This window comes from Mucilaginibacter celer (assembly GCF_003576455.2).
Taxonomy (GTDB): Bacteria; Bacteroidota; Bacteroidia; order Sphingobacteriales; family Sphingobacteriaceae; genus Mucilaginibacter; species Mucilaginibacter celer.
The window spans coordinates 2391426-2416296 of the sequence record NZ_CP032869.1; the positions used below are offsets into that span (position 1 = coordinate 2391426).

12 protein-coding genes are annotated in these 24871 nt (G+C 44.1%); 5 read left to right on the plus strand and 7 right to left on the minus strand.

Annotated features, from left to right (window positions below):
* Positions 1 to 307: 307 nt before the first annotated feature.
* Positions 308 to 1594 carry an alpha-L-fucosidase gene (locus HYN43_RS09575; protein ID WP_162996398.1) on the plus strand — a complete coding sequence of 429 codons (1287 nt, stop codon included), beginning with the start codon at positions 308 to 310 and terminating at the stop codon, positions 1592 to 1594.
* Positions 1595 to 1761: 167 nt separating this feature from the next.
* Here HYN43_RS09575 and HYN43_RS09580 read toward each other — a convergent pair whose 3' ends face one another.
* Both HYN43_RS09580 and HYN43_RS09585 read right to left on the minus strand, forming a co-directional pair.
* On the minus strand, positions 1762 to 3456 hold the full coding sequence (locus tag HYN43_RS09580; protein ID WP_119411483.1) for a cellulase family glycosylhydrolase: 1695 nt from the start codon (positions 3454 to 3456) through the stop codon (positions 1762 to 1764).
* A 459-nt stretch (positions 3457 to 3915) separates the two neighbouring features.
* Positions 3916 to 5505, minus strand: coding sequence for a GH39 family glycosyl hydrolase (locus tag HYN43_RS09585; protein ID WP_119411484.1), 1590 nt, complete (start codon positions 5503 to 5505; stop codon positions 3916 to 3918).
* A gap of 921 nt (positions 5506 to 6426) precedes the next feature.
* Between HYN43_RS09585 and HYN43_RS09590 the strand changes: the two genes are divergently transcribed.
* From HYN43_RS09590 to HYN43_RS09605, 4 genes are all read left to right on the plus strand, one after another.
* Complete coding sequence (locus HYN43_RS09590) at positions 6427 to 9588, plus strand: SusC/RagA family TonB-linked outer membrane protein (protein WP_119411485.1); 3162 nt, start codon at positions 6427 to 6429, stop codon at positions 9586 to 9588.
* A gap of 11 nt (positions 9589 to 9599) precedes the next feature.
* Positions 9600 to 11201: a RagB/SusD family nutrient uptake outer membrane protein gene (locus HYN43_RS09595; RefSeq protein WP_119411486.1), complete on the plus strand. Its 1602-nt coding sequence runs from the start codon at positions 9600 to 9602 to the stop codon at positions 11199 to 11201.
* Between the two features lie 32 nt (positions 11202 to 11233).
* Positions 11234 to 12445 (plus strand): glycan-binding surface protein, encoded by a 1212-nt coding sequence (locus HYN43_RS09600; protein ID WP_119411487.1) that lies wholly within the window; start codon positions 11234 to 11236, stop codon positions 12443 to 12445.
* Positions 12446 to 12786: 341 nt separating this feature from the next.
* Complete coding sequence (locus HYN43_RS09605) at positions 12787 to 14253, plus strand: cellulase family glycosylhydrolase (protein ID WP_119411488.1); 1467 nt, start codon at positions 12787 to 12789, stop codon at positions 14251 to 14253.
* A gap of 265 nt (positions 14254 to 14518) precedes the next feature.
* Here the strand turns inward: HYN43_RS09605 and HYN43_RS09610 are convergent, their stop codons facing one another.
* From HYN43_RS09610 to galA, 5 genes are all read right to left on the minus strand, one after another.
* A complete protein-coding gene (locus HYN43_RS09610) occupies positions 14519 to 15421 on the minus strand; it encodes an alpha/beta hydrolase (protein WP_119411489.1) in 903 nt (300 codons plus the stop codon).
* A 104-nt stretch (positions 15422 to 15525) separates the two neighbouring features.
* The gene (locus HYN43_RS09615; protein ID WP_119411490.1) at positions 15526 to 17037 is read right to left on the minus strand and encodes an alpha-L-fucosidase; all 1512 of its coding nucleotides are present in this window, start codon (positions 17035 to 17037) and stop codon (positions 15526 to 15528) included.
* Positions 17038 to 17072: 35 nt separating this feature from the next.
* Positions 17073 to 19481: a glycoside hydrolase family 2 TIM barrel-domain containing protein gene (locus tag HYN43_RS09620; protein WP_119411491.1), complete on the minus strand. Its 2409-nt coding sequence runs from the start codon at positions 19479 to 19481 to the stop codon at positions 17073 to 17075.
* Between the two features lie 21 nt (positions 19482 to 19502).
* Entirely contained in the window at positions 19503 to 21659 is a 2157-nt protein-coding gene (locus tag HYN43_RS09625) for a glycoside hydrolase family 3 C-terminal domain-containing protein (protein WP_119411492.1), read from the minus strand.
* A 33-nt stretch (positions 21660 to 21692) separates the two neighbouring features.
* Positions 21693 to 24578, minus strand: a complete 2886-nt coding sequence (gene galA, locus HYN43_RS09630; protein ID WP_119411493.1) for a beta-galactosidase GalA — start codon at positions 24576 to 24578, stop codon at positions 21693 to 21695.
* Positions 24579 to 24871: the final 293 nt, after the last annotated feature.

A 24871-nucleotide genomic window follows, 5' to 3' on the forward strand; every position in this document is an offset into this window, starting at 1 on the left:
TCGCAGCAGCCACAGTATCAGTAAACGAAAATCAACATGACGCGAGGCAAAGTGTCGGATTTATAACAATGAAAGTCTGATTGGTATAACACTTCCATCAGCGGAGTTGTCTAAATTCGTCAACCAATTAACACTTAATAAACTGCGCCCTAAATTATAACCAAAGTATTTTAACGAATAAAAAGGGAACGCACCGATAACAAACAGTTAAAATTTCTAAACCCAAATTATGTTGAAACAAAAAATTATTGCTGCCGGACTCCAATTAATTTTTACAAGTTATTCTTTTTCGGTAAAAAGCCAGCAAATGAGTGACGCTGAAAGAAAATCAATGGATAAGGGCAAAGTTTACCCTGCATTAAAAGGTGCCGGGCTTGGAGTATCCGGGCCGGGATCAAACCTTTCGCCCGAAAAAATGCAATGGTGGGAAGATCAAAAATTTGGGATGTTTATACATTGGGGATTATATGCGATCCCGGCTACAGGGGAATGGACTATGTTCAACCAGCAGATCCCGGCGGAAGAATATGCCAAATTAGCCAGTCAATTTAACCCCAAACATTTTAGCGCCACAGAATGGGCCAGGGTAGCTAAAGAAGCGGGAATGAGATATATGGTGATGGTTAGCCGCCATCATGATGGTTTCGCTCTTTGGAACAGCCCGGCAAGTTACCGGCTTTTCAATAGTTGGGAAACTGCCGCCCACCGTGACTTTATGAAGGAGTACACAGATGCCTGCCGTAAGGCGGGCCTGTATGTTGGCATTTATTATTCTCCGCTGGATTGGCGGTTTCCGGGTTATTTTGACCCGCAGGGCTTTCCTGACAATGCCGCCCTGCTCAAGAAGCAAACCTACGGGCAAGTTGAAGAGTTAATGAAAAATTATGGCAAAATAGATATTTTGTGGTATGATGGCGGATGGTTGGCTCATAAGGGCACTGATGCCGACGCGGCTTGGTTTTGGGAACCGTTAAAACTTAACGCCATGGTGCGCAGCTATAACCCGGATATTGTTATTAATCCAAGATCGGGAATGGTGGGGGATTTTCAGACTGACGAAGGCGGCGGGGATGTGAATGGGCCAATTATCCCTTTCCCCTGGGAAAAATGCCTGAACCTTAATGAAACAAGTTGGGGATATAATAAAGCCCAGCAACTAATGCCGGTTAAACGGATTATCACCATGCTTGTTAATACCGTTGACCGTGGAGGAAATATGCTTTTAAATGTTAGTCCTGACCCGGATGGAGTTATCCCCCCTACGCATGTTGAGCGGTTAAAAGAAGCGGGAAACTGGTTAGCGAAAAATGGTGAGAGCATTTATCAAACGCGCCCCGGTCCGTTTCAGCCTGTTGATGGTTTTTATGGGGCCACCTTCAGGGGTAACAATATTTATATCCACCTGCTCAAAATGCCGGAGGGAAATTCAACCGTTCAACTACCGCCGATTAAGCAAATTATCATGTCATGTTCTATTCTGCACGGTAAAAAAATCAAATTCCGTCAGGATAAAACGGGGGTCAATCTCGATCTGGCGAACGTACGACCAGACTCGCTGGTTACCACATTGGTACTAAAAACAAGAGAAAAGTAACCGGAATTAAGCACATGTTCATTTGAGCTGAATAAGCGAATTTTAAGATAGCCTATTAAAACAAATCAATAATTAACAATTGGAACCCGGCCATCTATACCGGGTTCCAATTGTTAATTTTTAACACAGGCTTGACCATTCAATATTCGCAAACCCGACTGTAACAATTATATCTTCACAAACGCCCATTGCTGGTTGCGTCCTCCAGAGTAAGTCCACTGGTTAACGGCAACGCCATTATTAAGGGAACCTCCGGTTGCATCCAAAGCTTTCCCGCTGTTAGCATTAATAATCTTATAATATCCATTATCGGTTACCTGGATTGACCATTTCTGATTTGCATTTCCACTGTAATCCCATAACTCTACCTGGCCGCCATTGCCTGTATTCCAGCCGTAAACTTCGAGGCACTTGCCTGTTGCATGCATAGGTGTTAGCCTGTAATAGCCACTGCCCGCATCTTCTACTTTAAACTGCTGGTTCGCTCCCGCTAAGTATTCCCACTGGTCGGCTTGTGTTTGATTTGCAGTTCCCCATCCTGCAAACTCGAGGGCTTTAAAACTGTTTCTGTTATAAATTTGATAAACCTGACCAATCTGTATCGCTAACGAAGTATTATTTTGACCTCCTTGTACCACGGCAGAATAGCCTTGCTGATCGCCTACATTATTGTTTTGCCTGCTGATAAGTTTGAATGCGTTGTTTCCTGTAGCTCCATCATCAAAATAAAACGGGCGTAATCCATATTGCAATGCCTGGTGTGTGATATAATTCAGATAGTACGCCCTGCTTGCAAGATGCAATGTTAAGGCATCTCCTGAGAGTGTAGCTGAACGGCGGATAGCTCCATACTCACCCAATATAACAGGTATGCCTTTATCGATAAACTTAGATTTCATTAAAGGAAACTCTGCCGGCGCATTTGATTCTTCACCGTATGTAGCATTTCGTGAAGGATCTGCGGTAGAGTGGTAACCGCTGCCCCAGTAGTAGGCCATATTACCCCAGCTTACATCCGAGGTCAGAAAGCAAAACTGCGGTGGTGTGTAATAATGTACCTCAACCATCAGGCGATTGGAGGCCGGATCTGTAGGTAACGTATTCATTAAAACATTGGTATTATCAATATTTGTACCTGGCCCCTGAACAACCAGCACCCTGTAACTATTATGGCCACCGGTTGATCTGACTGCGTTAACAAAAGTTTGATGGTAAGAAAGCAGTGCACCCATACCAGTAGCGTCTGTAACATTTGGCTCGTTAGCGCTGGCAAAAATCAAATGTTCATCAAAACCTCGCATGGCAGTTGCAATTTGCTCCCAAAATGCTTTTTGCTTGGCATTTACTGCGGCCTGAGCCGCTGTAGTACAATTGTTTTCTAACCAACCACCATCCCAGTGTATATTTAATATTACATATAAACCATCATTAACACAGTACTGAACCACTTGCTGTACGCGGTTAAGCCATGATTGCTGAATTTGCCCGGTGCTTTGGTTTGAGTACTGGTCCCAATCGCACGGTATACGAACTGCTGTAAAACCGGCTTTTTTTACTTCATCGATAAGTGCCTGAGTTACCATTGGATTACCCCAGTTTGTTTCCCCTCCGGTTGCCTCAAGTGAGTTACCCAAATTCCAGCCCAATTGAAATTTTGCGGCAAGTTGGGCAGCGGTGCTGGAAACTCCCGTTTGATCTGGCGCGAGGGGAGATGTGTTGTAGCTGGGATAACTTATTACAGCCAGCGTTTTGGTTGTTTTTGAAATAGACGGCTTAGCATCCGGGGTGGTAATTTGTTGCTTTTTACATTGTGTTAACAGTAAAAGCATAGCGATACCTAAAAAAAAGTTTAGTGTTCTCATATTGAATTATTAATTGGTTTATTACAAAAAGCAACAGGTACAGAGAACCAGATTACAAACAGCTTTTAGATGATTGTAATTCCGTTTTAAATTTTGTAGCCTGTTGTTGGTTTAAAGCGTTGTTAGTTTATTGGTTTGGGAGCCAAATTTATTGGGCGAAAAGGTTACGAAAGTGAATAAATAGGGTACCGAATGTTTAATTCAATATTAAACAACCTTTAATTAAAGGCTAATATTCACTAAGAATATAGAAAAAATAACCAGCATTCGGGCTATTACAGGTTGCCCGGAATTTTAATATCGAAACGACTGTGGAATACTAACGGCGTAAACAAATAACCGCTAAAAGTACACGTTAATCATGTAGCCTTAGCGGCGAAGCAAACCGTTAGAAATTTGGTTTAAGACAATCAACATCATGCAACTTAAAACACGATGGTGTGCTTGGGGATTTATCTTTTAAAGCCTGACAAGGTTAATCAAAAAAACGTCGTTCTCTTTTAATGCAATTTTCCGGAAAAACAGGCCTGAAGCGTTAACGCTGATTGTTGCCTTAAAAACCGGAGCACCGTCATTCTGGGTTTTCAACATGGCCACCTGCGTTTTTGTTAATTGATCGGGTTTATTCAACGATAGGTAGGTTGTGTAAGCATCATTTACTTTATAACCGGTTTGATAAATTTCCAACCGGTATTTTCCCTTCTGCATACCGGATACTCTTAAATCAACCTCTCCTTTTGATTTGGCTGGCAGATCGCGGATGTAGTACGACTGGTTATTAACGGAATCGGGCAAAGTATATGTATAATCCCATAACAGAATTTGAACGCCGCCTTTTTTATCCTTGCAAGCCCATGACGAATTGTCCTCATCATTTATTTCTGTTTCACCCAATTTATTTAGAAAGGAGTAGGAAAAAAAAGCAGGCTTTTTTATTCCCTGTGTGTTCAGCAAACCGAATCCGCCATGAAAGGGAGTAAACCGGGGGCCTGGCTCTTCAAAAATATCTGTAAACGTCCAGTACGACATGGAATTGGCTGCCGCGCCTGTTTGCTTCAGCTTTTGGAGAATGTACGCCGCCTCATGATAACTATCGTGCAATGGATCGGCAGGCGTGTATGACGAACTCCATTCAGTGTAATGTAATTCCAGCCCCGGAATGGCTGAATTTTGAATTTGTTTGCGTGAATTCCAAACGTCACCGCTAACACTTTCCTTATTTTTATCCAGCACCGTACCTGTCGATCCGTATTCATCTAAAAAACCCTGCTTTACGCCATAAGCGTGGGTGCTTATAAAATCAATCGGAACCGAATTCTTATAACAAAAATCTATCATTTCGGGCACCCATGCCGCCCCCGCGGTAGCAGGGCCACCAACTTTATAGGCCGCACTCACGCTTTTTATCGCCTTTGCGCTGTACTGATACAATTTGAAATAATCATCCTGCGAGCCTGTCCAAAAACCTCCTTTCAGGTTAGGCTCATTCCAAACTTCAAAATACCAGGTTTTAACCTCATCAGCGCCATATCGTTCGGTAAAATGCTGAGCGAGGTTTCTGACTAAACCTTCCCATTTTTTATAATCTTTTGGCGGGGTCACATTACCTCTCCACCAAAAAATTGTGTTATTACCACTTGCCAGCGCTCCCGGCATAAAGCCTAACTCCACAAAAGGTTTCATGCCTATACTCAAAATATAGTCATACAGTACGTCGACATATTGATAGTTATATTTCGGCTTTCCGTTCCTGTCCTCCATGTAAACAGCCATATCATCAGTGAGGAGGCCGTGCATCCTGATATATTTAAAGCCGCATTCCTTTTTCGCAATGGCCAATTGCTGTTGCCAATCGGATCGTAAGCCCTCGTTTGCACGCCCCGCCCCCACACACGCCTTAAACGAAGTATTGAAAATCCCTTTTTCTTTATTAAAATCAAGGCTAATAATTCTGTTAGCTGTAGGCGCATGACCCGGATGATCAGTTTGCGCCAAAACACTGCTGCAAAGGTTACCCGCTATAAGGAATGGTAAAATTTTTCTTTTCATATTAATTGGTTATTTGTTCCGGATACCAGACGATTGGCTCGGCCACTTTTTCGCCTCCTTGTTACCCGGTACCGAATAAATTACGGAACTTTATTTTTACGATATAACAGTTTACCGTAAATCTTTAACCATACCAAGATGTTCCGCGTTATTCGATAGCGCAAAAGTAGAATCGGGTGCGCAGCCAGTTGTTTACAAATAGGGATACAAATGTTAAAAACCCGATTAATCCATTAACATTTAAATAGCCCTGAAATCAATTTTGTTTTAAATCAGCTGTTATGCTTTGTACGATGCTGGTTCACGGTATTATTCTCCTTTAAAATCGGCATCATCCTCGCATGTCGGAGAGAAGGCATACTACTATTTGAACTTATCAGGCTTTGCTCCTTTCATACATTTGATAATTTTTGAACCATTTTGGGCCACATCAGGTAGCAATATAATTTATTTGATTGAATATCAATGTCTTAATAACTGATTAACATTTGTATCCCTATTTATAAACAATCGATTGAGATCGGGTCCTCTAAATTTATCCTCCATAAAACGGCATTTGCCCTGTCGCTGCCGTGTGTCTGTTACCAACGATGGTAAACAACGGTATAACCAATTTTAACAATAACCTAATTAAACTAATTATTATGCCAAAACGCATACTTATATGCACTCGTACTTTTTGTACGGTAAACCATTAAAAACTTAGGGGCTGCCTTATTTGCAGTACCCGTATCAGTTGGTGTTGTAACGATGTTACAAGTGTAATAGCCTTGAATTTTCCTCATGACACCAAGGGAATCAAGATCCTGCTATAATAAATTGCTATCCATTCACACCAATGCTTCAGCGTATAAAACTGCCCGATAAAATACCAAACAATTAACAAACCAATTAACCAAACAATTATGAACGTCAATTAACATGGAAAAAGATTTACGAAAAAGATTAAAACAGGTAGTACCGCTGTTTACTGCTTTAGTGCTGTTAAGTATTACCGGTTTTGCACAAACCATAAAAATTACCGGTAAAATTACCAGTGCAGATAATAATCTGCCATTACCCGGTGTAACCATTAAAGTAAAGGATTCCTCTACAGGTACATTATCGGCCCTGGATGGCACTTATACCATTAATGCAAAAAAAGGAGATGTTCTGGTTTTTAGCTTCATAAGCTACAACACCTTGCAAATATATGTCGGCACATCTTCGGTTATCAACGCGGTGCTCAAATCGTCAACCAGCGATTTGAACGAAGTGGTGGTTATCGGTTATGGCACCCGTAAACGGCATGACCTTACCGGTGCCATCTCCTCAGTAACATCTGCAGATATACTGAAAGCACAACCTACAACTTTCGATCAGGCCTTACAGGGAAGAGTAGCGGGCGTGGTTGTGCAGCAGGTATCAGGCCAGCCCGGCGGCGATGTGAATGTTCAGATCCGCGGTTTGGGCGGCTTTACAGGCGCTCCTCCTTTATATGTGATTGATGGTGTGCAGATCCCGCCGAACGGACAATCGGCCATTGCGGGTAACGGCACAAACCCATTATCCAGCATCAACCCATCCGATATAGCTTCAATAGATGTATTAAAAGATGCGTCGGCGACAGCTATTTACGGCTCACAGGCCTCTAACGGTGTAATCATCATTACCACCAAAAGGGGTGTCTCCGGTCCGCCGCTTATTAGCTACGACGGCTACCAGGGCTGGCAAAAATTGCCCAAGTACTACGATGTGATGGATTTAAGGCAGTACGCAACCTTCATGAATGAGAAGTCGGCAATTATAGGTTATGATCTGCGGCCGCAATTTGCCAACCCGCAATACCTGGGGCCGGGCACCAACTGGCAGAAAGCGCTGTTTCGCACGGCCCCTATGTTAAACCATAATTTAGCCATCAGCGGCGGTGATGCGAGAACAAAATATTACATATCAGGCACCTATTTTTCACAAACCGGTATTGCATTAGGCTCAGATTTTAAAAGAACATCGGTTAAAGCGAATGTTGATAACAAAACAACCGATTGGTTAAAGGTTGGTATTAACCTGAACATGGCGCATGTGGCCGAAAATGTAACCACCTCCAATACGGGTGTGATTTTACAAGCACTTAATCAAACCCCCGATGTAGCCGTTGTGAACCCGGATGGTACCTGGGGAGGCAACGACCCTAATATTTATGGCGCTGTAGGCACTAACCCTTTCGCCATAGCAACCATAGTGAAAGATTTTAAAAGCCGCTACCAACTATTCAGTAATGCTTATGCGGAAATTCAATTTACCAAAGATTTAACGTTGCGTAACGAAGTAGCTGGTAATTTTGATTTCGCTACCGAAGATTACTTTAACCCAAGCTACGTAATGGGCGCTTATACTAAAAGTAATAACAGCGGCACGGCCTCGAGCGCGCAAAATTTTTACAACTCTATTTCAAATTACCTGACCTACCAGCACACATTTGCAAAAAAATATTTTGTAAACGCTGTTGCAGGTCATGAAGCCCAACTACTTAAAAATAGCGGCATATCGGCCACACGTACCAATTTTGCAAGTAACAACGTACAAACAATAAGCAGCGGCGATGCAACAACCGCAACCAATACCGGCGTTAAGGGTCAGGGCGCTTTAGAAGCATATTTCGGCAGGGCTAACTTTACTTATGATGATCGTTATTTGCTAACCGCAACCGTGCGCCATGACGGATCATCGAAATTTGCTGAAGCCAACCGGTGGAATACAACCTATTCGGGTGCGCTTGCCTGGAAAATAAACCATGAAAGCTTTCTTAAAGGCATAAAAGCGATAAATGACCTTAAACTGAGGCTGGGTTACGGATTGGTGAACAATCAAAACATCGCGGAATATGCTTATGGCTCAACCTTAAGTACGATATCAACCGGTTTGTCGGGTAATTCGCAAATCACTACCACAACCGGAAACCCGAACATCAAATGGGAAACTACAAAATCCTACAATATTGGTTTAGACGCGTCTGTGTTAAATGGCAGGATCAACTTCTCTGGTGATGTTTATTACCGCAAAACCGATAACCTATTGCTCAGTTTAACCCTACCCTACTACTCTGGCACATTCGCGGCAGGCGGCTATTCGCCGGGCGCTGTGCAGGCCCCTTATGTAAATATTGGCGCGGTAAGCAACAGGGGTTTTGAGTTTTCACTTTCTACACAAAACATCAGGTCGAAAAATTTTACATGGAACACTAACATCAACTTTTCGCGGAATATTAACAAGGTACTTGCTCTGGTTGATGGTACCCCGGCTATCTACGGAACTGTTTCTAAAACTGTTGTAGGCAGGTCTATCGGTGAGTTTTATGGTTACCAGGTGTTGGGTATTTATAAAAACGCCGCCGATTTTGCCAATCACACCGCTTTACCGCAAAATGGCAGTGGCCCTATACCTATAACCCCTGGTTCGGGCGGTGTTTGGGTAGGCGATGTGATTTTTAAGGATATCAACGGTGATGGTAAAATTGATGCCAGCGACCAAACCTTCCTGGGTTCGCCCATGCCTAAGTTTCAGTTCGGCATCAATAACAGCTTTAATTATAAAAATTTCGACCTGAATGTTTTTCTGGCCGGCAACTATGGTAACAAAGTTTATAACCAGTTAAAAGTAAACGGCGATAACCCTAATCAAAACTTCGGTTATTTCCCATCGGTTTTCAACTATGCTAAAATAGGATTGATTGATCCGACGGGTTCAACGTCGGATATCAACAATGTGTATATCACAAACCCATCCACAAATATCACCCGCATTAGCCAGGCCAGCGGCAATGATAATCAGCGCTTTTCTGATAAATACATTGAAAATGGATCATTCATTAAATGCAAAAACATCGCTTTAGGCTATAATTTTTCTAACAGCCTTTTAAATAAGCTTAAGTTAAGATCGCTAAGGGTATATGTTAACGTAACCAATGTGTTCACCATTACTAAATATACCGGTTACGATCCTGAGATAGGCTCATGGAACCCTTTGGCAGCAGGTATCGATAACGGTTATTATGCCCAACCGCGGGTATATACGTTCGGCGTTAATTTATCCTTAAACAACTAAAATCAAGATTTATGAAACGTATAAATATAATGTGGCTGGTTATCTGTATTATTATGATATGCAGCTGCAAAAAAGATTACCTGAAACGCCCGCCTTTAACCGGTATAACTACCGACAACTTTTATAAAAGCGGCGCGGATTTAAGATTAGCTACAGCTACCTTATACGCCCAGCCCTGGGCCAGCTGGAACAATTTCCCCTTGCTTGGCATGGGGGATATTATGAGCGGCAACATGTTGCAGCCCTACAATGGCGATCTTGTTCAGCTTACCACATTTTCTATCACACCTCAAAACGGAACGCTTACAGCTGCATGGCAAAGTTTTTACAATGTTATAGCGCATTGCAATGTAAACCTTAAAGCCATCAACACTAAAATGCCGGATAGCGTATCTGTAAAAAGTAAAGCAGGGGCCTTAGGCGAAATCAGGTTTATCCGTGCTACTTCTTATTTATACCTTGCTCAATTTTGGGGTGCGGTACCCATTATTGAGGATAATGATAAACTGATAGCGAATCCGCTTGTACCCCGCCATAAGCTTGAAGATGTGTACAAGTTTATTATAAACGATTTACGATATGCTGTTGCTAATTTACCCAAAACTGATCAGCCGGGCCGCGTCACTACATGGTCGGCCCAGGGTATGCTGGCAAAGGTTTATTTAACCAGGGCCGGTTTAAACCAAAAGGGTTCACGTAATCAATCCGACCTGGACAGCGCCGCCTACTATGCGGGTAATGTTTGCAAAACCAGCGGATTAACACTTTTACCAAGTTACTACAACCTATTCCGGACACAATACAACGACAATACCGAATCGCTGTTTGCGTACCAATGGGCACCAGGCGTAGCTTATGGACAAGGTAACTCCATACAAGCCCAGTTTGCGCCAAGCGGCAGCCTTGTTACCGGCGGCGGAGGCTGGGGCGGTGCTATTGGCCCAACTATTGATCTCGCAAACCAATACACAGCCCAGGATTCGGTGCGCCGTAAAGCTACCTTTATGCTTACCGGCGATAAATACCCTGAACTTAACGCCGCCGGCGGCGGCTACACTGCAACCGGTGTTAACGTTAAAAAGCATGTAGTGGGCACCGCTGCCGATAATAATTCGCCAACAATGGACCTTTGGTCGTCTATCGAGCATAACGCGGTATTGCGCCTTGCCGATGTATATTTGATTTATGCCGAGGCTTTATTAGGTAACAATGCATCTACCGCCAATGGTGAAGCCTTACAATATTTTAACGCGGTGCGCACAAGAGCCGGGGTTGACAAGGTTACAACCCTTACTGCCGATGTTATATGGAAGGAAAGACGGATAGAGCTGGCCTTTGAAGGTCAGTACTGGTTTGACCTGGTACGCCTTTCTTATTATAACCCGCAACAGGCAATCTCGATCATTAATAAACAGATAACTCCAACAAAGGATGCGGTACCGTATATCCCCCGGTCGCAGTTTAGCTATGACCCTGCTACGGGAATTAAAACAGCATCGGCTAACAGCTTGATTATTACACCGCCAAGCATTAACACATTTACGCTGCCTATACCGGCAAATGAGCAAACTGCCGACCCGATGTTATTGCAGGAACCTGTTCCTTATTATTAAATACGTTCAAAAATCATTCAAATTTTCAGATCATGAAAAAGTTAAATCACTATATCAAAAACTCCCCCTTACTCCTACTGTTGGCTGCGGTGGTTTTTATGCAGTATGGCTGCAAAAAGGATGCATCTTCATCAAAGGGCACCCCTGTAATAACTGCTATCCGCAATTATGTAGCCCATCCCGGAGATTCGCTTCTGAGCAGCGTTGGTACCGGCCAATGGATAGTTATTTCGGGCAAAAATCTGCGGGGCGCGCTTGCTATCAATTTCGACGGGGTAAAAGGTTCTTTTAACGATGCCTGGTTTTCCGATACCAGCGCCATCGCGTTGATCCCGGCGGTTATCGCGTTTCCGTCGGTTCCCTCCGATAAGCTGAATACCATACATTATGTTACCAACCATGGCGAAACTACGTTTTCGTTTCCTATCGTTGCCCCCGCCCCTACTATTTCGGGTATTTCTAACGAAAGCGCTAATCCTGGCGATTCGGTAAGGATTAACGGGCTCAGCTTTTTCTTTGTTAATAGCGTGGTGTACGGCGGAATTAATATTACCGGTTTTAAATCGTCAAACGACGGCACAAGCCTCAGCCTCGCGGTACCTTCCGGCATCACGCAAACAGGGGGAATTGTAAGCGTTGAAACCAAGTCGGGCAAAGCTGCTACCGTTTATGCTGTACATAATTTTACTGCCGGGGTATTGAACAATTATGATAACGTAAACAATTTTTCATGGGGATCGAATACCTCAAACAGTTCTGCCTCCTATCCTGGTAACACGGGCTATTATGGCATAATGGCTGCCTCAAATGTTCCGGCCGGCGATTGGTCCTGGTGGAACGGTGGCCGTTCAATCAATATCAACGCGGCACAATGGGTTCCCCAGGCAAATTTAAAAGATACCTTGAGCCATTATGCCGTTAAGTTCGAGATTTCGGCCACCAAGCCATGGGTAAACGGCTCGATCCAGATTTTAAAGGATTACGGTAGTTACGCAGCCCTTTATCGCCCGTGGAAAACAGCCACAGGCGCAACAGCGGCATTTACAACAAAGGGCTGGCAAACGGTTACCATACCGTTTTCAAGCTTTGTAGATAACAAAGGCTTCCCCGCCGCAACCCTCACCGATTTTCTTGGTGCCACCGGCGCCGGTGGCATCGAATTTCAATTTATCAATGACGGGTCAAGCACTGTCCAAACTTTCGAGGCGGCTATTGATAATATCAGGGTGGTGAGAATAAAATAAGCGAGAGAGTTAGTTGATTATAAGTGAATGCACGTGGCTTAACCGCCCCGGCATTTTTAAAAGCGGTGCTGCGATAGAAATCCAACGTATCCAAAGTAAAGGATCACTCCCGGTCGGGAATAACTTGGCTGCTTGTATTTCAAGGGCAGTTAATCAAAAAGTAAAAGTTAGTTGAATATAAATGGATGCCTGGGGTTACAAACAGGGCCCCGGCATTTTTTAGCAAGATGCTTTAAAACCGGCTGCCAATCAATTTAAAATCATGTAACTCTACCAACCTTAAGCCAAATAAACAATCGCATAAAAAACAAACAACATATTTAAATACAAGCATTAAAAAAATGAAAAAAACACCGTTCTTAAAACCTGTACTCTTGATAACGCTAACGCTGTTAGCGTTTTTTTCGTGCAGTAAAACGAAAAGCACGCCTGCCGAGCTTACGGTAAATCAAACAGCTATCACATTTACTCCTGATGGCGGAACCCAGGATTTTTCCATCTCCTGTAACGCCACATGGAACATCGTTAATCCCGGGTCATCATGGCTGCAGTTAAATGTAACCAGCGGCAATAGTGGGCAAACGGTGGTTCATATAAAAACCTTATCATCTAATGGTACCGGATCAACACGCTCAAGTACTTTAACCATAAACTCCTCGAACGGCCAGGCCAGGAGCCTGAAAGTATCTCAAACTGCCAATCTATATCCCGACTACAATACCTCGCCAATTGCTCCGGATGCTACTGGAATGAGTAGCAATGCAGTTCAGCTTGCGGCAAAAATTAAGCTGGGCTGGAATATTGGCAATACATTGGAAGCCTCGGGCGGCGAAACAGGCTGGGGCAATCCGCTCATCACCGAAGATTATGTGAAATTTGTAAAACAGCAGGGCTTTAATGCCATACGCCTTCCATGTGCCTGGAACATGGGCCATCTAAGCAACCCTGCGACAGCGCAAATAGACCCAAACTGGCTTAAACGGGTAAAAGATGTTGTAGGATATTGCGTAAAAAACGATATGTATGTATTGCTGAACATCCATTGGGATGGCGGCTGGCTTGAAAATAACATCACCAAAATAAAACAGGATTCTGTTAACGCTAAGCAAAAAGCGTTGTGGGAACAAATTGCAACCGCCATGCGCGATTTTGACGAACATTTAATGTTTGCCAGCGCCAACGAGCCAGCGGCAGACGACGCAGCAGCGACAGCAATTCTTTTAACCTATCATCAAACCTTTATCAGCGCGGTCAGATCAACGGGCGGTAAGAATGCCTACCGTGTACTGGTACTTCAGGGCCCTGCAACCAATATGGAAAAGACAAGCGATTTCATGACAACCCTGCCGCAAGACCCGGCTGCTGCGCGGATGATGGTTGAGGTGCATTATTACTCACCGTTTCAATTCTGTTGCCTGCTGGATAATGACGCGAGCTGGGGTAAAATGTTTTATTACTGGGGTAAAGGGCACCATTCTGCCATCGAACCCGACCGAAACGCTACCTGGGGTGAAGAAAGCGAAGTTGATGCTTCTTTTGATAGGATGAAGACAAAGTTTGTTGATAAGGGAATCCCGGTTTTATTAGGCGAGTACGGCGCTTACAGGCGTGACAATACGGCGCATGTCCCGTTAGATTTGCCAACACATGAGGATGCGGTTGACTACTGGAACATGTATGTAACCAAACAAGCGAAAACACGCGGGATGTTACCGTTTTATTGGGACACAGGCGGCGCTTTAGACAGGAGAACTTATACTGTAAAAGATCAGCGTACCATAAATGCCATTAAGCAAGGCGGAAATTAACAGCTGTTTTGCTATTGAAAAAGTAGCGAAAGCCTCCTTAACAAATAAAAAAGCGATCAGGTAAGGCTTGCACTTTACCTGATCGCTTTTTTATGGCTGAAAAATTAGCGGACTTCGTATTTTGCCAGGGCCCGTATCCAAATATCCTCGCCTTTTTTGGAGGACTTTAAGAAAAGTACCTTATAACCAAGACGGCTGGATTGAAACTTTAGTTTCGTCGGAAACTACGTACAAGGGTTAAATCCATTTACGATGGTTCATACAGCTATTTAAGCCAGCCATTGGTATCCATCCAAGCCTTTAGCCTATCAAACCAGTAATCGCGTGTAGTTGAATTATATAAGCCGAAACCGTGGCCCCCATTGGCATAGATATGCATTTCTCCTTTAACCTTGTTTTGGATTAACGCGTTGTAAAATAATAAAGTATTTTGAACAGGCACTACATTGTCATCTTCGGCATGCATCAGGAATACGGGCGGTGTTGCGGCGGTAACTTGTTTTTCGTTGCTGTAGAGGTCGATCAGTTTTTGTGCCGGGTTTCTGCCGATCAGATTTTCGCGCGACCCGGAATGGGCGAATGTTCCAAACGTAATAACGGGATATATCAATACCATAAAATCCGGGCGGAGACTGATATGATCGCTGTTCTTTATCGCCGGTTTGTCGAAATGTGTACCCAGGGTCGAGGCCAAATGCCCACCTGCAGAAAAGCCGATCACCCCCACCTTAGCAGGGTCAATATTCCACTGTTTCGCATTTTTGCGGATCATGCACAAAGCCGACTGTGCATCCTGCAAAGGACCGATAGTTTTGTCGACCATGATACTATCATTCGGCAATCGATATTTCAATACAAATGCGGCTACCCCTATTTTGTTAAAGGCGATTGCTATGGCTTCTCCCTCATGCCCCATGACCACCGCCGAGTAGCCGCCGCCCGGAATTACCAACACGGCGGTATGCATGGCACCTTCCTTCAATAAATAGGGTGTAAGCGTTGGCACAGATACATTGGCAGTACCGCCCCATTCATTAGGTTTTTCGTTATAAGTTGCAGGTGTGGGTTTACCGTTAGGAATATCGCCGGGGTAAAGCGGTACAGATTTTTGCGCGGATACATGCGCCAGCCAGCTGCTAAATATGGTTACGAGTATTAAAGTTCTCATTATGTTTTCTGGTTGTTTATCGGTTTAAAGCTGTTTAATGCAAAATGTGTCCCCGGGTGGAAACACATTTTGTTAGTTTAATTTCTATTTATCACTTATCCCGCTTAATCAGCAAGATCAATCTTGATACCCGTCACTTTCCAGTCCGGTAAATTCACAGGCTTTTTAATGATCAGCGCATCATCTTCCTGTTGCCACCTGATCTTTTCCTTACTGCCTAAAAGCTTTATCGAGGTTATTTTCTGTTTATTCAGGGCTGATGATTTACCGAGCGATTTGATTCTGATATCTCCTGTAGGTTTGTCGAGCAGAAATGCATATAACTTGTTGCCGTTGCAAGTAAAGCGAATGTCTTCCCCTGTATACTTAACCCGGTCTTCGTTAAAGGCGCTGGTTTTAACAGTTGCCACATTCTGCGGCCGCTCGCCGAATATTTTCCAGGGGCGTGATCCGTATATACCTTCGCCATTAGCGGCCGTCCACTTGCCAATCTCATCAAGTGTATTCAGCATATCAGGCTCCAGGTCGCCTTCCGGTGTTTGAACGATGTTAATCAGCAAGTTTCCGTTTTTGCTTACAATATCTACCAACATTTGTATAATGTCGGTGCCGCTTTTATAGGTTTGACCGGTGCGGTAAAACCAATCGCCTATAGAAGTATCGGTTTGCCATGGATATGGACTGATCGAATCCTGAACGCCCCGTTCAATATCCTGCACCCACATCCCGTTCGATGCCTGCTTGCAGTTATACACAGCGTTGAGCCGACCGTTGTTGTATGCGATGTTTCCGTTGTAAAAATTAGCTAACATATCCCGGCCAATATCCCCAAACGGGAACCATCCATCTGAATAAAGCAGGTCGGGATGATAATTATCTACCAATTCTTTAACAGCTTTATACCAGGTGCGTTGCCATTCGGGGTTGGTAGTGTACCACGCACGGTCATCGGGTTTTGCCTTTGAATGATACAAATCCGCATACTGCGGATCGTTGCCATCGTATGGCACGCCTTTATAATCGCCGGATGTATCAGCATTATGAGCCGGTTGGTACCAGGTAAAGCTCGCTCCCAAATGCTCCGAAACCCCGAATTTAAGGCCATTCTTCTTAGCTTCCTTTTGCCAGATGCCAACCACATCCTTATGCGGCCCCATTTGCACAGCGTTCCACCGGTGCAGTGCAGAGTTCCATAAGAAGAAATTGTCATGGTGGGTGCCCATACTCACAAAGTATTTTGCCCCGGCCCTTTTATAAAGCGCCATCAATTTTTCGGGGTCCCACTTTTCAGCTTTCCAAAACGGGATTATGTCCTTGTACCCAAATTTTGACGGATGCCCGTAATGTGCAACATGATATTTATTCTGTTCGCTGCCCTGGATGTACATATTTCGGGCATACCAGTCACCCTGGCGTGGAACAGCCTGCGGGCCCCAATGCGCCCAGATACCAAACTTGGCATCTCTGAACCAGGCGGGATATTGGTATTGCTTAAATGAAGAATCCGAAGGATTGAACGGTCCTTTGTTAACGGGCAGGTTTTGCCCATACAGCATTAATGTGTTTGTTGAAAGTACCAGGCCGAGGGCGACGATCTTTTTTACTTTACTTATCATTTTAGGTTGTTATAGTTGGTTGGAAAATCTATCTATTAATTTGCGTGGGCTTTGACCGTTACTGTCGCTTCGGTCAATCCCGCCGAACTTACTGTAAGTTTGATATCGCCGGCGTTATGCGTACTTCTGATCACCAACATGGCACGGCCGTGCCAGGCTTTACGGGAATTGCCGACATAAGGGTCTGTGTCTTTAACATCGGCATTATCAACCCCGGCTATTACGCCCGGCCCCTCAAGTTTAAATTGAAGCCGATTTGATGCATTGGGTTGAATAACGCCGTCCTTATCGGTTACTTTAATTGTAATATAGGATAAGTCCTGTCCGTTCGGCAATATTTGTTTGCGGTCGGCAAAGAGCCGGATCTTAGCAGCAGAACCCGACGTTTGCAGTGTGGTTGATTCCATCACTTTATCATTTTCTACGCCTACTGCTTTGAGGGTTCCCGCCGCATAAGGAACAGGAAAAGTAGCTTTAAATTCCTCCTGTGCTGTTGTGAGTTTTTCACCAAGAAGTTTGTCATTGAAATAAAGCCTTACCTTGGGGTATCTCGAATACACCTCTACATCCAGTTTTTTGCCCTCAAAGCCAGGCCAGGTCCAATTTTCCCACGTGGGCCAAACCGACCACCAGGTTTCTTTGATTTCCAATGGCTCGGGGTTGGGTTCGCGAACAGCCATATACAGCTTTTCCTTATCATTATACAACATGCTGCGGTAGTGCGATATAGGCTTTCTCCATCCGGTTAAATCAATATCCCCACAATATGCGCCATGCCATGGAAAAAGATTATTTTCCCAATGCTCGCCCGGCACTTCGCCCGAGTAATACCAACGGCCAATTCCAGCTTCACCTAAATAATCTATAGCTGTCCATACAAAATCTCCTATGATATAGTTATTATTTTGCACCAGCTTCCAATTGGCAAATGCATCGCGCGGGTACGATTCGGTTTGAAAAATAACACGTGAATGAACCCTTTTATGGTCGGCAGGCGCGCCCTGCAGCTGGTAATTATAACCGCAAACATCGTGTGCTGCCATAAGTGGGTCTAACGATTCCCAGTCGTTGCCCCATTTTACTATCGCCGATGTTACAGGCCGTGTGCTGTCTATATTTTTAACAATACCTGCAAGCGTTTTAGCGGTTACCACAGCTTCGGGCTTATTTCTTTCAACCACCTCATTTCCTATACTCCACATAAAAATTGACGGGTGGTTCCTATCCCTCAGCACCATCGTTTCCAGATCTGGTTTAGACCAACGGTCAAAATAAGCCGAATAATCATACTTGTTTTTACTAACCTTCCAGCCATCAAAAGCTTCATCGATAACCAATAAACCTAATCTGTCGCAGGCATCTAAAAAAGCTTCAGAAGGGGGATTATGAGAAGTGCGTACAGCATTAAACCCCGAAGTTTTCATTAACTCCACCTTACGCTCCTCGGCCCGGTCAAAAGCGGCGGCACCGAGGCAGCCGTTATCATGATGAACACAGCCACCGCTGATCTTTACCGTTTTACCATTGAGCTGAAAACCATCTTCGGCAGTAAATTTTATTGAACGGATGCCGAAAGTGGTATTCGTATTATCAATTTTTTCATTGCCTTTTGATATCCGGATCCGGGCCTGGTATAAATATGGGGTTTCGGGTGTCCATAACAGGGGCTTCGACACTTTTATAATCTGTGCTACCTCTTTTTCACTGTTTGCCGGTAACTCTAAACTTACTTTGCTATTTCCTACGTTTTTAGCGCCCCCATAAAACAAGCCTGTGTTGATAGTAATCCGCTGCAGAATGTCCGTTTGGTTTTTCACCTTCGCTTTAACAAGCACTGAGGCCTGTTTTGGAGATACTTCGGGGGTTGTAACCGCAACTCCCCATCCGGCAATATGCACAGGGTTAGTAATATTCAACCATACGTGGCGGTAAATTCCAGAGCCGCTATACCACCTGCAATTAACCTGCTGTGAATCATCAACACGTACGGCTATCACATTTTCTTTATCAAAATCAAGATAAGGTGAAAGATCATAACTGAATGAAGAATAGCCATAAGGCCGGATGCCCAGTGATTTACCATTGATAAACACTTCAGCATTCATGTAAACTCCCTCAAAATAAACAGAAACCTCTTTCTCTTTCCATTCGGGAGGAGCCCTAAACGTTTTTCTGTACCAACCGATACCAGCCGGGAAGTAACCGCCCGCACCGCCGGTTGGATTTTTGAGGCTCACTTTCCCCTCAATACTCCAATCATGCGGCAAGTCAAGGTTACGCCAGGGCTTATCGTTAAAGTCTCTTAATCTCGCCAGCGAATCATCGCCAGGGTTAAATTTCCAATCGTAATCAAATAGCTGTTTTCGCATGATAGCGCCCGGAAGTTGGGCGAAGCTTAACATGCTATAAACCAAAAACAGGATGGCTATGGTTATTGTTTTCATGAAATAGTGTGCATTACACAGTTACTTAACTGTAATTTTTGTTTTTAGAATAATATTACGTGATGAATTACCTAACTCAATAACGTACTCGCCCGCTTCCGTATTCCAGCCTTTTTTCGCTTCGTCATAAAACGCAAGATCTGTAACCTTTACCTGCATATCTATCGTTTTTGATTCGCCGGCCTTTAAAAAGATCTTTTTAAAGGCTTTAAGCTCTTTTTGAGGACGCTGCACGGTACTAACCGGTTCGCTTACATAAAGCTGTACAACTTCGGCGCCGTACCTGTCGCCCGTATTTTTTATTGTGAACCGTACATGTATTATCTCGTTTTTCCTGTATACCGGCTTATCGGTAGCCAGATGGCTTAATGAAAAACCGGTGTAAGACAGTCCATATCCAAAAGGGAAAAGCGGCGTTATGTTTTTGGTATCATACCAGCGGTATCCTACCAAAATACCTTCTTTATATTCGGCCGTGAGCTTATTTCCCGGGTAGGTATCCATATAAAAAGCCGGTGAGTCATTTAATGAAACCGGGAAGGTAAACGGCAGCTTACCCGAGGGGTTTACAGTTCCTTTCAAAACATCTGCCAGCGCGTTACCAGCTTCCGAACCGTTAAACCACGACCAAACAATGGTGTGATTAGATTTACTGATCTCATTCAAATCGTAGGGCGCACCGGCCATCACTACGATAACGGTATTGGGGTTAACCGCGCTTACAGCGTTAACCAATGCCTGCTCACCAAAAGGCAGTTCAAGGCTTTTACGATCATGGGCTTCACTTTCATATTCACGGTTTGAGCCAATACACAAGATAGCAACATCACTTTTTTTAGCAAGCGCTACTGCTTCATCAATCAGGTTTTGATCGGGTTTATTATAATCACCATTTTGCACGGCGGTTTTGTTAGCTTGGTAATTGGCCCGGTAACCCTGGGCAAAACTAACTTCGGCAATTTTATCGAATTTTATTTTTATCCCCTGCAAAGCCGTAACTTCATATTTGGCTTTTACACCTGCACCGTATCCGCCCAAGGCAAACGTGCGTATCGCATTATCTCCTATAACGGCAATGTGTTTAATACTGCCTATTTGCAAAGGCAGAAGTTGTTTGTCGTTTTTTAGCAGTACGATAGACTCTGAGGCGATCTCATACGCGGCTTTGCCATGCTCAGGGGTTGAGATCGATCCTTTTGGATGATTGGCACTCATGGACGTATGGTACATAAGCCATAAAATCCTGCTTACCTTATCGTTAATGGTTTTCTGCGAAACGCTGCCCGCCTTCACAGCGGCAAGCAATGGTTTGGCCATGTACCATTGCTCGTAAGGTCCGCCGGATCCCATCTCAATATCGAGACCGTTATTTGCTGCCGCAACAGTATGATGCGTTCCGGCCCAGTCAGACATCACTACACCTTTAAAACCCCAGTCATTTTTTAAAACCTTATTTAATAAATAACCGTTTTCAGAACACCAATAACCATTTAACTTATTGTAAGCCGACATTACGGTATAAGCATTACCCTGCCGAACCGCCGCTTTAAAGGCGGGAAAATAGATTTCCTGTAAGGCTCTTTCATCAACTATGGTATTTACGCTATCCCGATTAAGCTCCTGGTTATTGGCAGCAAAATGTTTTATACAGGCAGCCACATGCTGGCTTTGGATACCCTTTACCGCCTGAACGGCCAGCAGGCTGTTCAGGTAGGGATCTTCTGAGTAATATTCATAAGTGCGGCCACAAAGCGGCATCCGGCAAATATTAAAGGCGGGTGCAAGCATTACATTCTTTTTTCGGGCATTAGCCTCCTCTCCTATTACCACACCATATTTATTGGCCATAGTTGGGTTCCAGGTAGCGGCTATCGCCGAACCATTGGGTAAAAAAGTAGCAGAATCCGTTGTCCAGTTTGCCGAAGCCCAATCAAAGCGTTTTATCTCTTCCCGCACGCCTAACGGCCCATCGTCACACGTTAATTCAGGGATACCTAAGCGGGGCACACCTGCCGACGAAAACAAGGCGTTACCATGCAGTATCGCTATTTTTTCTTCAAGTGTCATCTTTTTGATCACGCTATTGATCTTCAATTTAATGGCCGCCTCGTTTTTGTTTTGTGCAGATACACCGCCAAACAAAAAAAGCGCGATAAAACAGGTAATTATATATTTCATAAAAACTATTTCTTTGGATTGGTTATTTATAGATTATTTTTCAGCAGCCGTTATTTCAAAAGCCGAAGATTTTAAGCCCGGCGAGCTTGCCTTTAAAACGATAGTTCCCGGTTGCCCTGTTGACTGAACGATTACCTGTGCATACCCGCTAAAAAGTTTTCGCTTATAAGGAGCAGGGGGATAAACCAACTGGATGAGGCCGGGATCGGTGTTAACACTTGCCCATATATTAGCTTTAAGCAATGGTGTTGCTACAATAGCAAGAGTGTTGTTGCCGGGGTGCAGCAATGAAGCATCCAGTTTAAAATCGGTGTTCAGATCGGCCACTTTAATTTGATGCCCTATTTCCTTACCGTTAATAAAAATATTTTGAACCGTACCGATGTTTTTACTGAAAAAGGTAGCCGTTGCAGCTGCAACATCAGCAGGCATATTGAAACCGGCACGGTAGACTATCGCTTTCACCTTTCGCCCAAATTCATCATCCCTTGTATCCATAAAGGCGTTTTGCCATTTGCTGTCGTTATAATGCTCGGCCACTTCAGCTTTTGGATTTAAATCGTCAACAAATTTCTCCTTTAACGTATCTATGTGAACAAGGTCGATCCTTTCTACGTATTTATCCGCTTCCAGCGAAGTCGGATCGCCATTGCCTACTCCTAAAATTTTACCAGGGCCTGTAATTGAAAAGGTCGCCTCATTCTGCGCCGTAGGCACCCGGAGATTGTTTTTATCATCAGCCTCAACCGTAATTATGGCCATATCTTTTTTATCAGCCCTGATCGCTTTTCTGTTGGCTGATAGCTTAACCTGAACCGGTGGCAGCGTGGTTTTAACCATATCGCTGCCTACTTTTATGCCTTTGTTATAACCTACCGCCTGCAATGTGCCGGGCTGGTATTTTACCTGCCATTCGAGGTGCCCGTTCTGCTCCATCGTTTTTTTGCCGAGGCTTTTTTTATTTAGAAGAAGCTCTACCTCGTCGCAATTGCTGTAGGTGCATACCCGTATCTCCTGGCCTTCTTTACCCTGCCAGTTCCAGTGCGGCAAAATATGCACTACCGTTTGTTTCGTCCACCACGACTTTAAATAATAGTAATCATCCTTGGGAAAGCCGCAGGCATCAACCATCCCGAAGTATGATCCGACAGAGGGCCACCCAAACGGTGTAGGTTCCCCTCTGTAGTCAAAGCCTGTCCAGATGAACATGCCGGCCAGGTACGGGCGTGAGGCGTAATGTTTCCATCCTTGTTCCAGGCTATAAAAAAAATCGTTTTGCTTCCGGTCGTATGCTGCAAGCTGGTGCCTGTCCGGATCATTCTCATAAATTCCCCTTGAGGCAACTGTCGACCCCTCTTCGGTACCCCAGCTAAATTGATCAGGGTACTTTTTATGTTGCTCATCAGTGTTTTTAGTAGCTACGTAGTTATAGCCTAACACATCTATCACGGTCGATATACCCCAGCCAATGCCACCGCTGATGGCCGCGGTGATGTAGCGTGTTGAATCAACCGATTTAGCGAAAGCCTGCATAGTTGCAGCTATCCGCGCACCTTTAATATTGCCTTCAATAGCCCACTCTTCGTTCCCTATCGACCAACTGATGATACTGGGATGGTTCCGGTCGCGCGTTATCATCCTTTTCAGGTCGTTCAACTGTGTCGAAGTGGTACCCATCAAACGGTTTTCGTCAATAACCAGCATACCTAACCTGTCGCACGCATCAAGCAATTCTGGCGTCGGGGGATTATGTGAGCAGCGATATGCATTGCAACCCATCCCCTTTAACGTCCTGATCCTGAATTCCTGTAAACCATCCGGCAGCGCAACGCCAACACCAGCATGGTCTTGATGATTGTTGGTGCCCTGTATTTTTACATGCTCACCGTTCAGAAAAAAACCTTCATTAGCATCAAACCTGATGGTACGAATGCCAAACGTTGTTACATAACTATCCAAAACAATCCCATTCTCTTCAACGGTGGTAATTAGCTGATATAGGCAGGGCATATCTAACGACCATAGCTTTGGATTGCTAACATTTAATAAACTTTTAATATCCTTAGCTGCGAACGGCTTTAAAACAACTCCGGTAGTGTTTTTTGCTGCAAGGGCTTTCCCTTTATCATCAATAATTGTTTGGGTTATATCAAAGCTCCTTGGCTTTTCACTATCATTACTTATAGCCGATGTCGCGGTAACCCCGGCCACATTATCTTTTACCGTTGTGGTAACAAAGGTTCCTTCGGGCAAAATATGAAGCTGATCTGTTTTGTTAAGCCATACATGGCGATAAATACCGGCCCCCTCGTAAAACCAGCCTTCTTCCATAGTTACATCTGCACGCACGGCTATAACGTTATTGCCGCCATAGTTTAAATATTCTGAAATATTGTATTCAAAGCCGTGGTAACCGCTGGGCTCGGTACCTAAAAAATGTCCGTTTACCCAAACTATGCTGTTGCGGAAAACGCCATCGAATGCTATGGATATATGTTTACCGAGGTCGGAGGCGGGGATAGCAAAAGTTTTGCGGTACCAGCCTACACTGGCTTCCGGGAAATTACGGCCGATTGCCTTCGATCCATGGCTGAAACTACCCTTAGGGCTAAAGGACTGTTCAACCGCCCAGTCATGCGGCAGGTCGAGTTTTCGCCAACCTCTGTCATCAAATTCTGCCGAGGCGGCACCGTCTCCATAACCTGTTTTTGCCAGGTAAGAGAAACCACCGGTTCCATAATAAAAATCTTTCGAAACATCATAAGCATGTCCCAACGCAAAACGCCAGTCGTTATCTATTGAAATGTGTTCGCGTTTTGAACCTGATACATTTGGTAGCTGGGCTATTGAGTTTGCAGAAATAATTAAAAATAAAATCAAGAAGTAAAAAATTTTGAAGAAGGGAATTTTTGTAAGCATGGTATAGCGATGGTTATTAATATGGGATGCCAAAAGCAGATGTGGATGTGATTAAAGGAGGCATTATTGTCGTGGGAATTTTAATTGCAGCCAGCTGTAAAAGCATGAATAACATTTCGGCAAGGCAAGTTATCGGTTCGCCTGTATGTACAATATCCTACGTCCCCGAAATAGCATATGTATGTATTTTAACATCATAGTAAATTAAGCAGGTTTTAAAATTGGCTAAGCAATACAAAACTCATTGTATTTTGTACTAAAGAGTTGTTGATTGCGCCGCTAAACTAAATTTT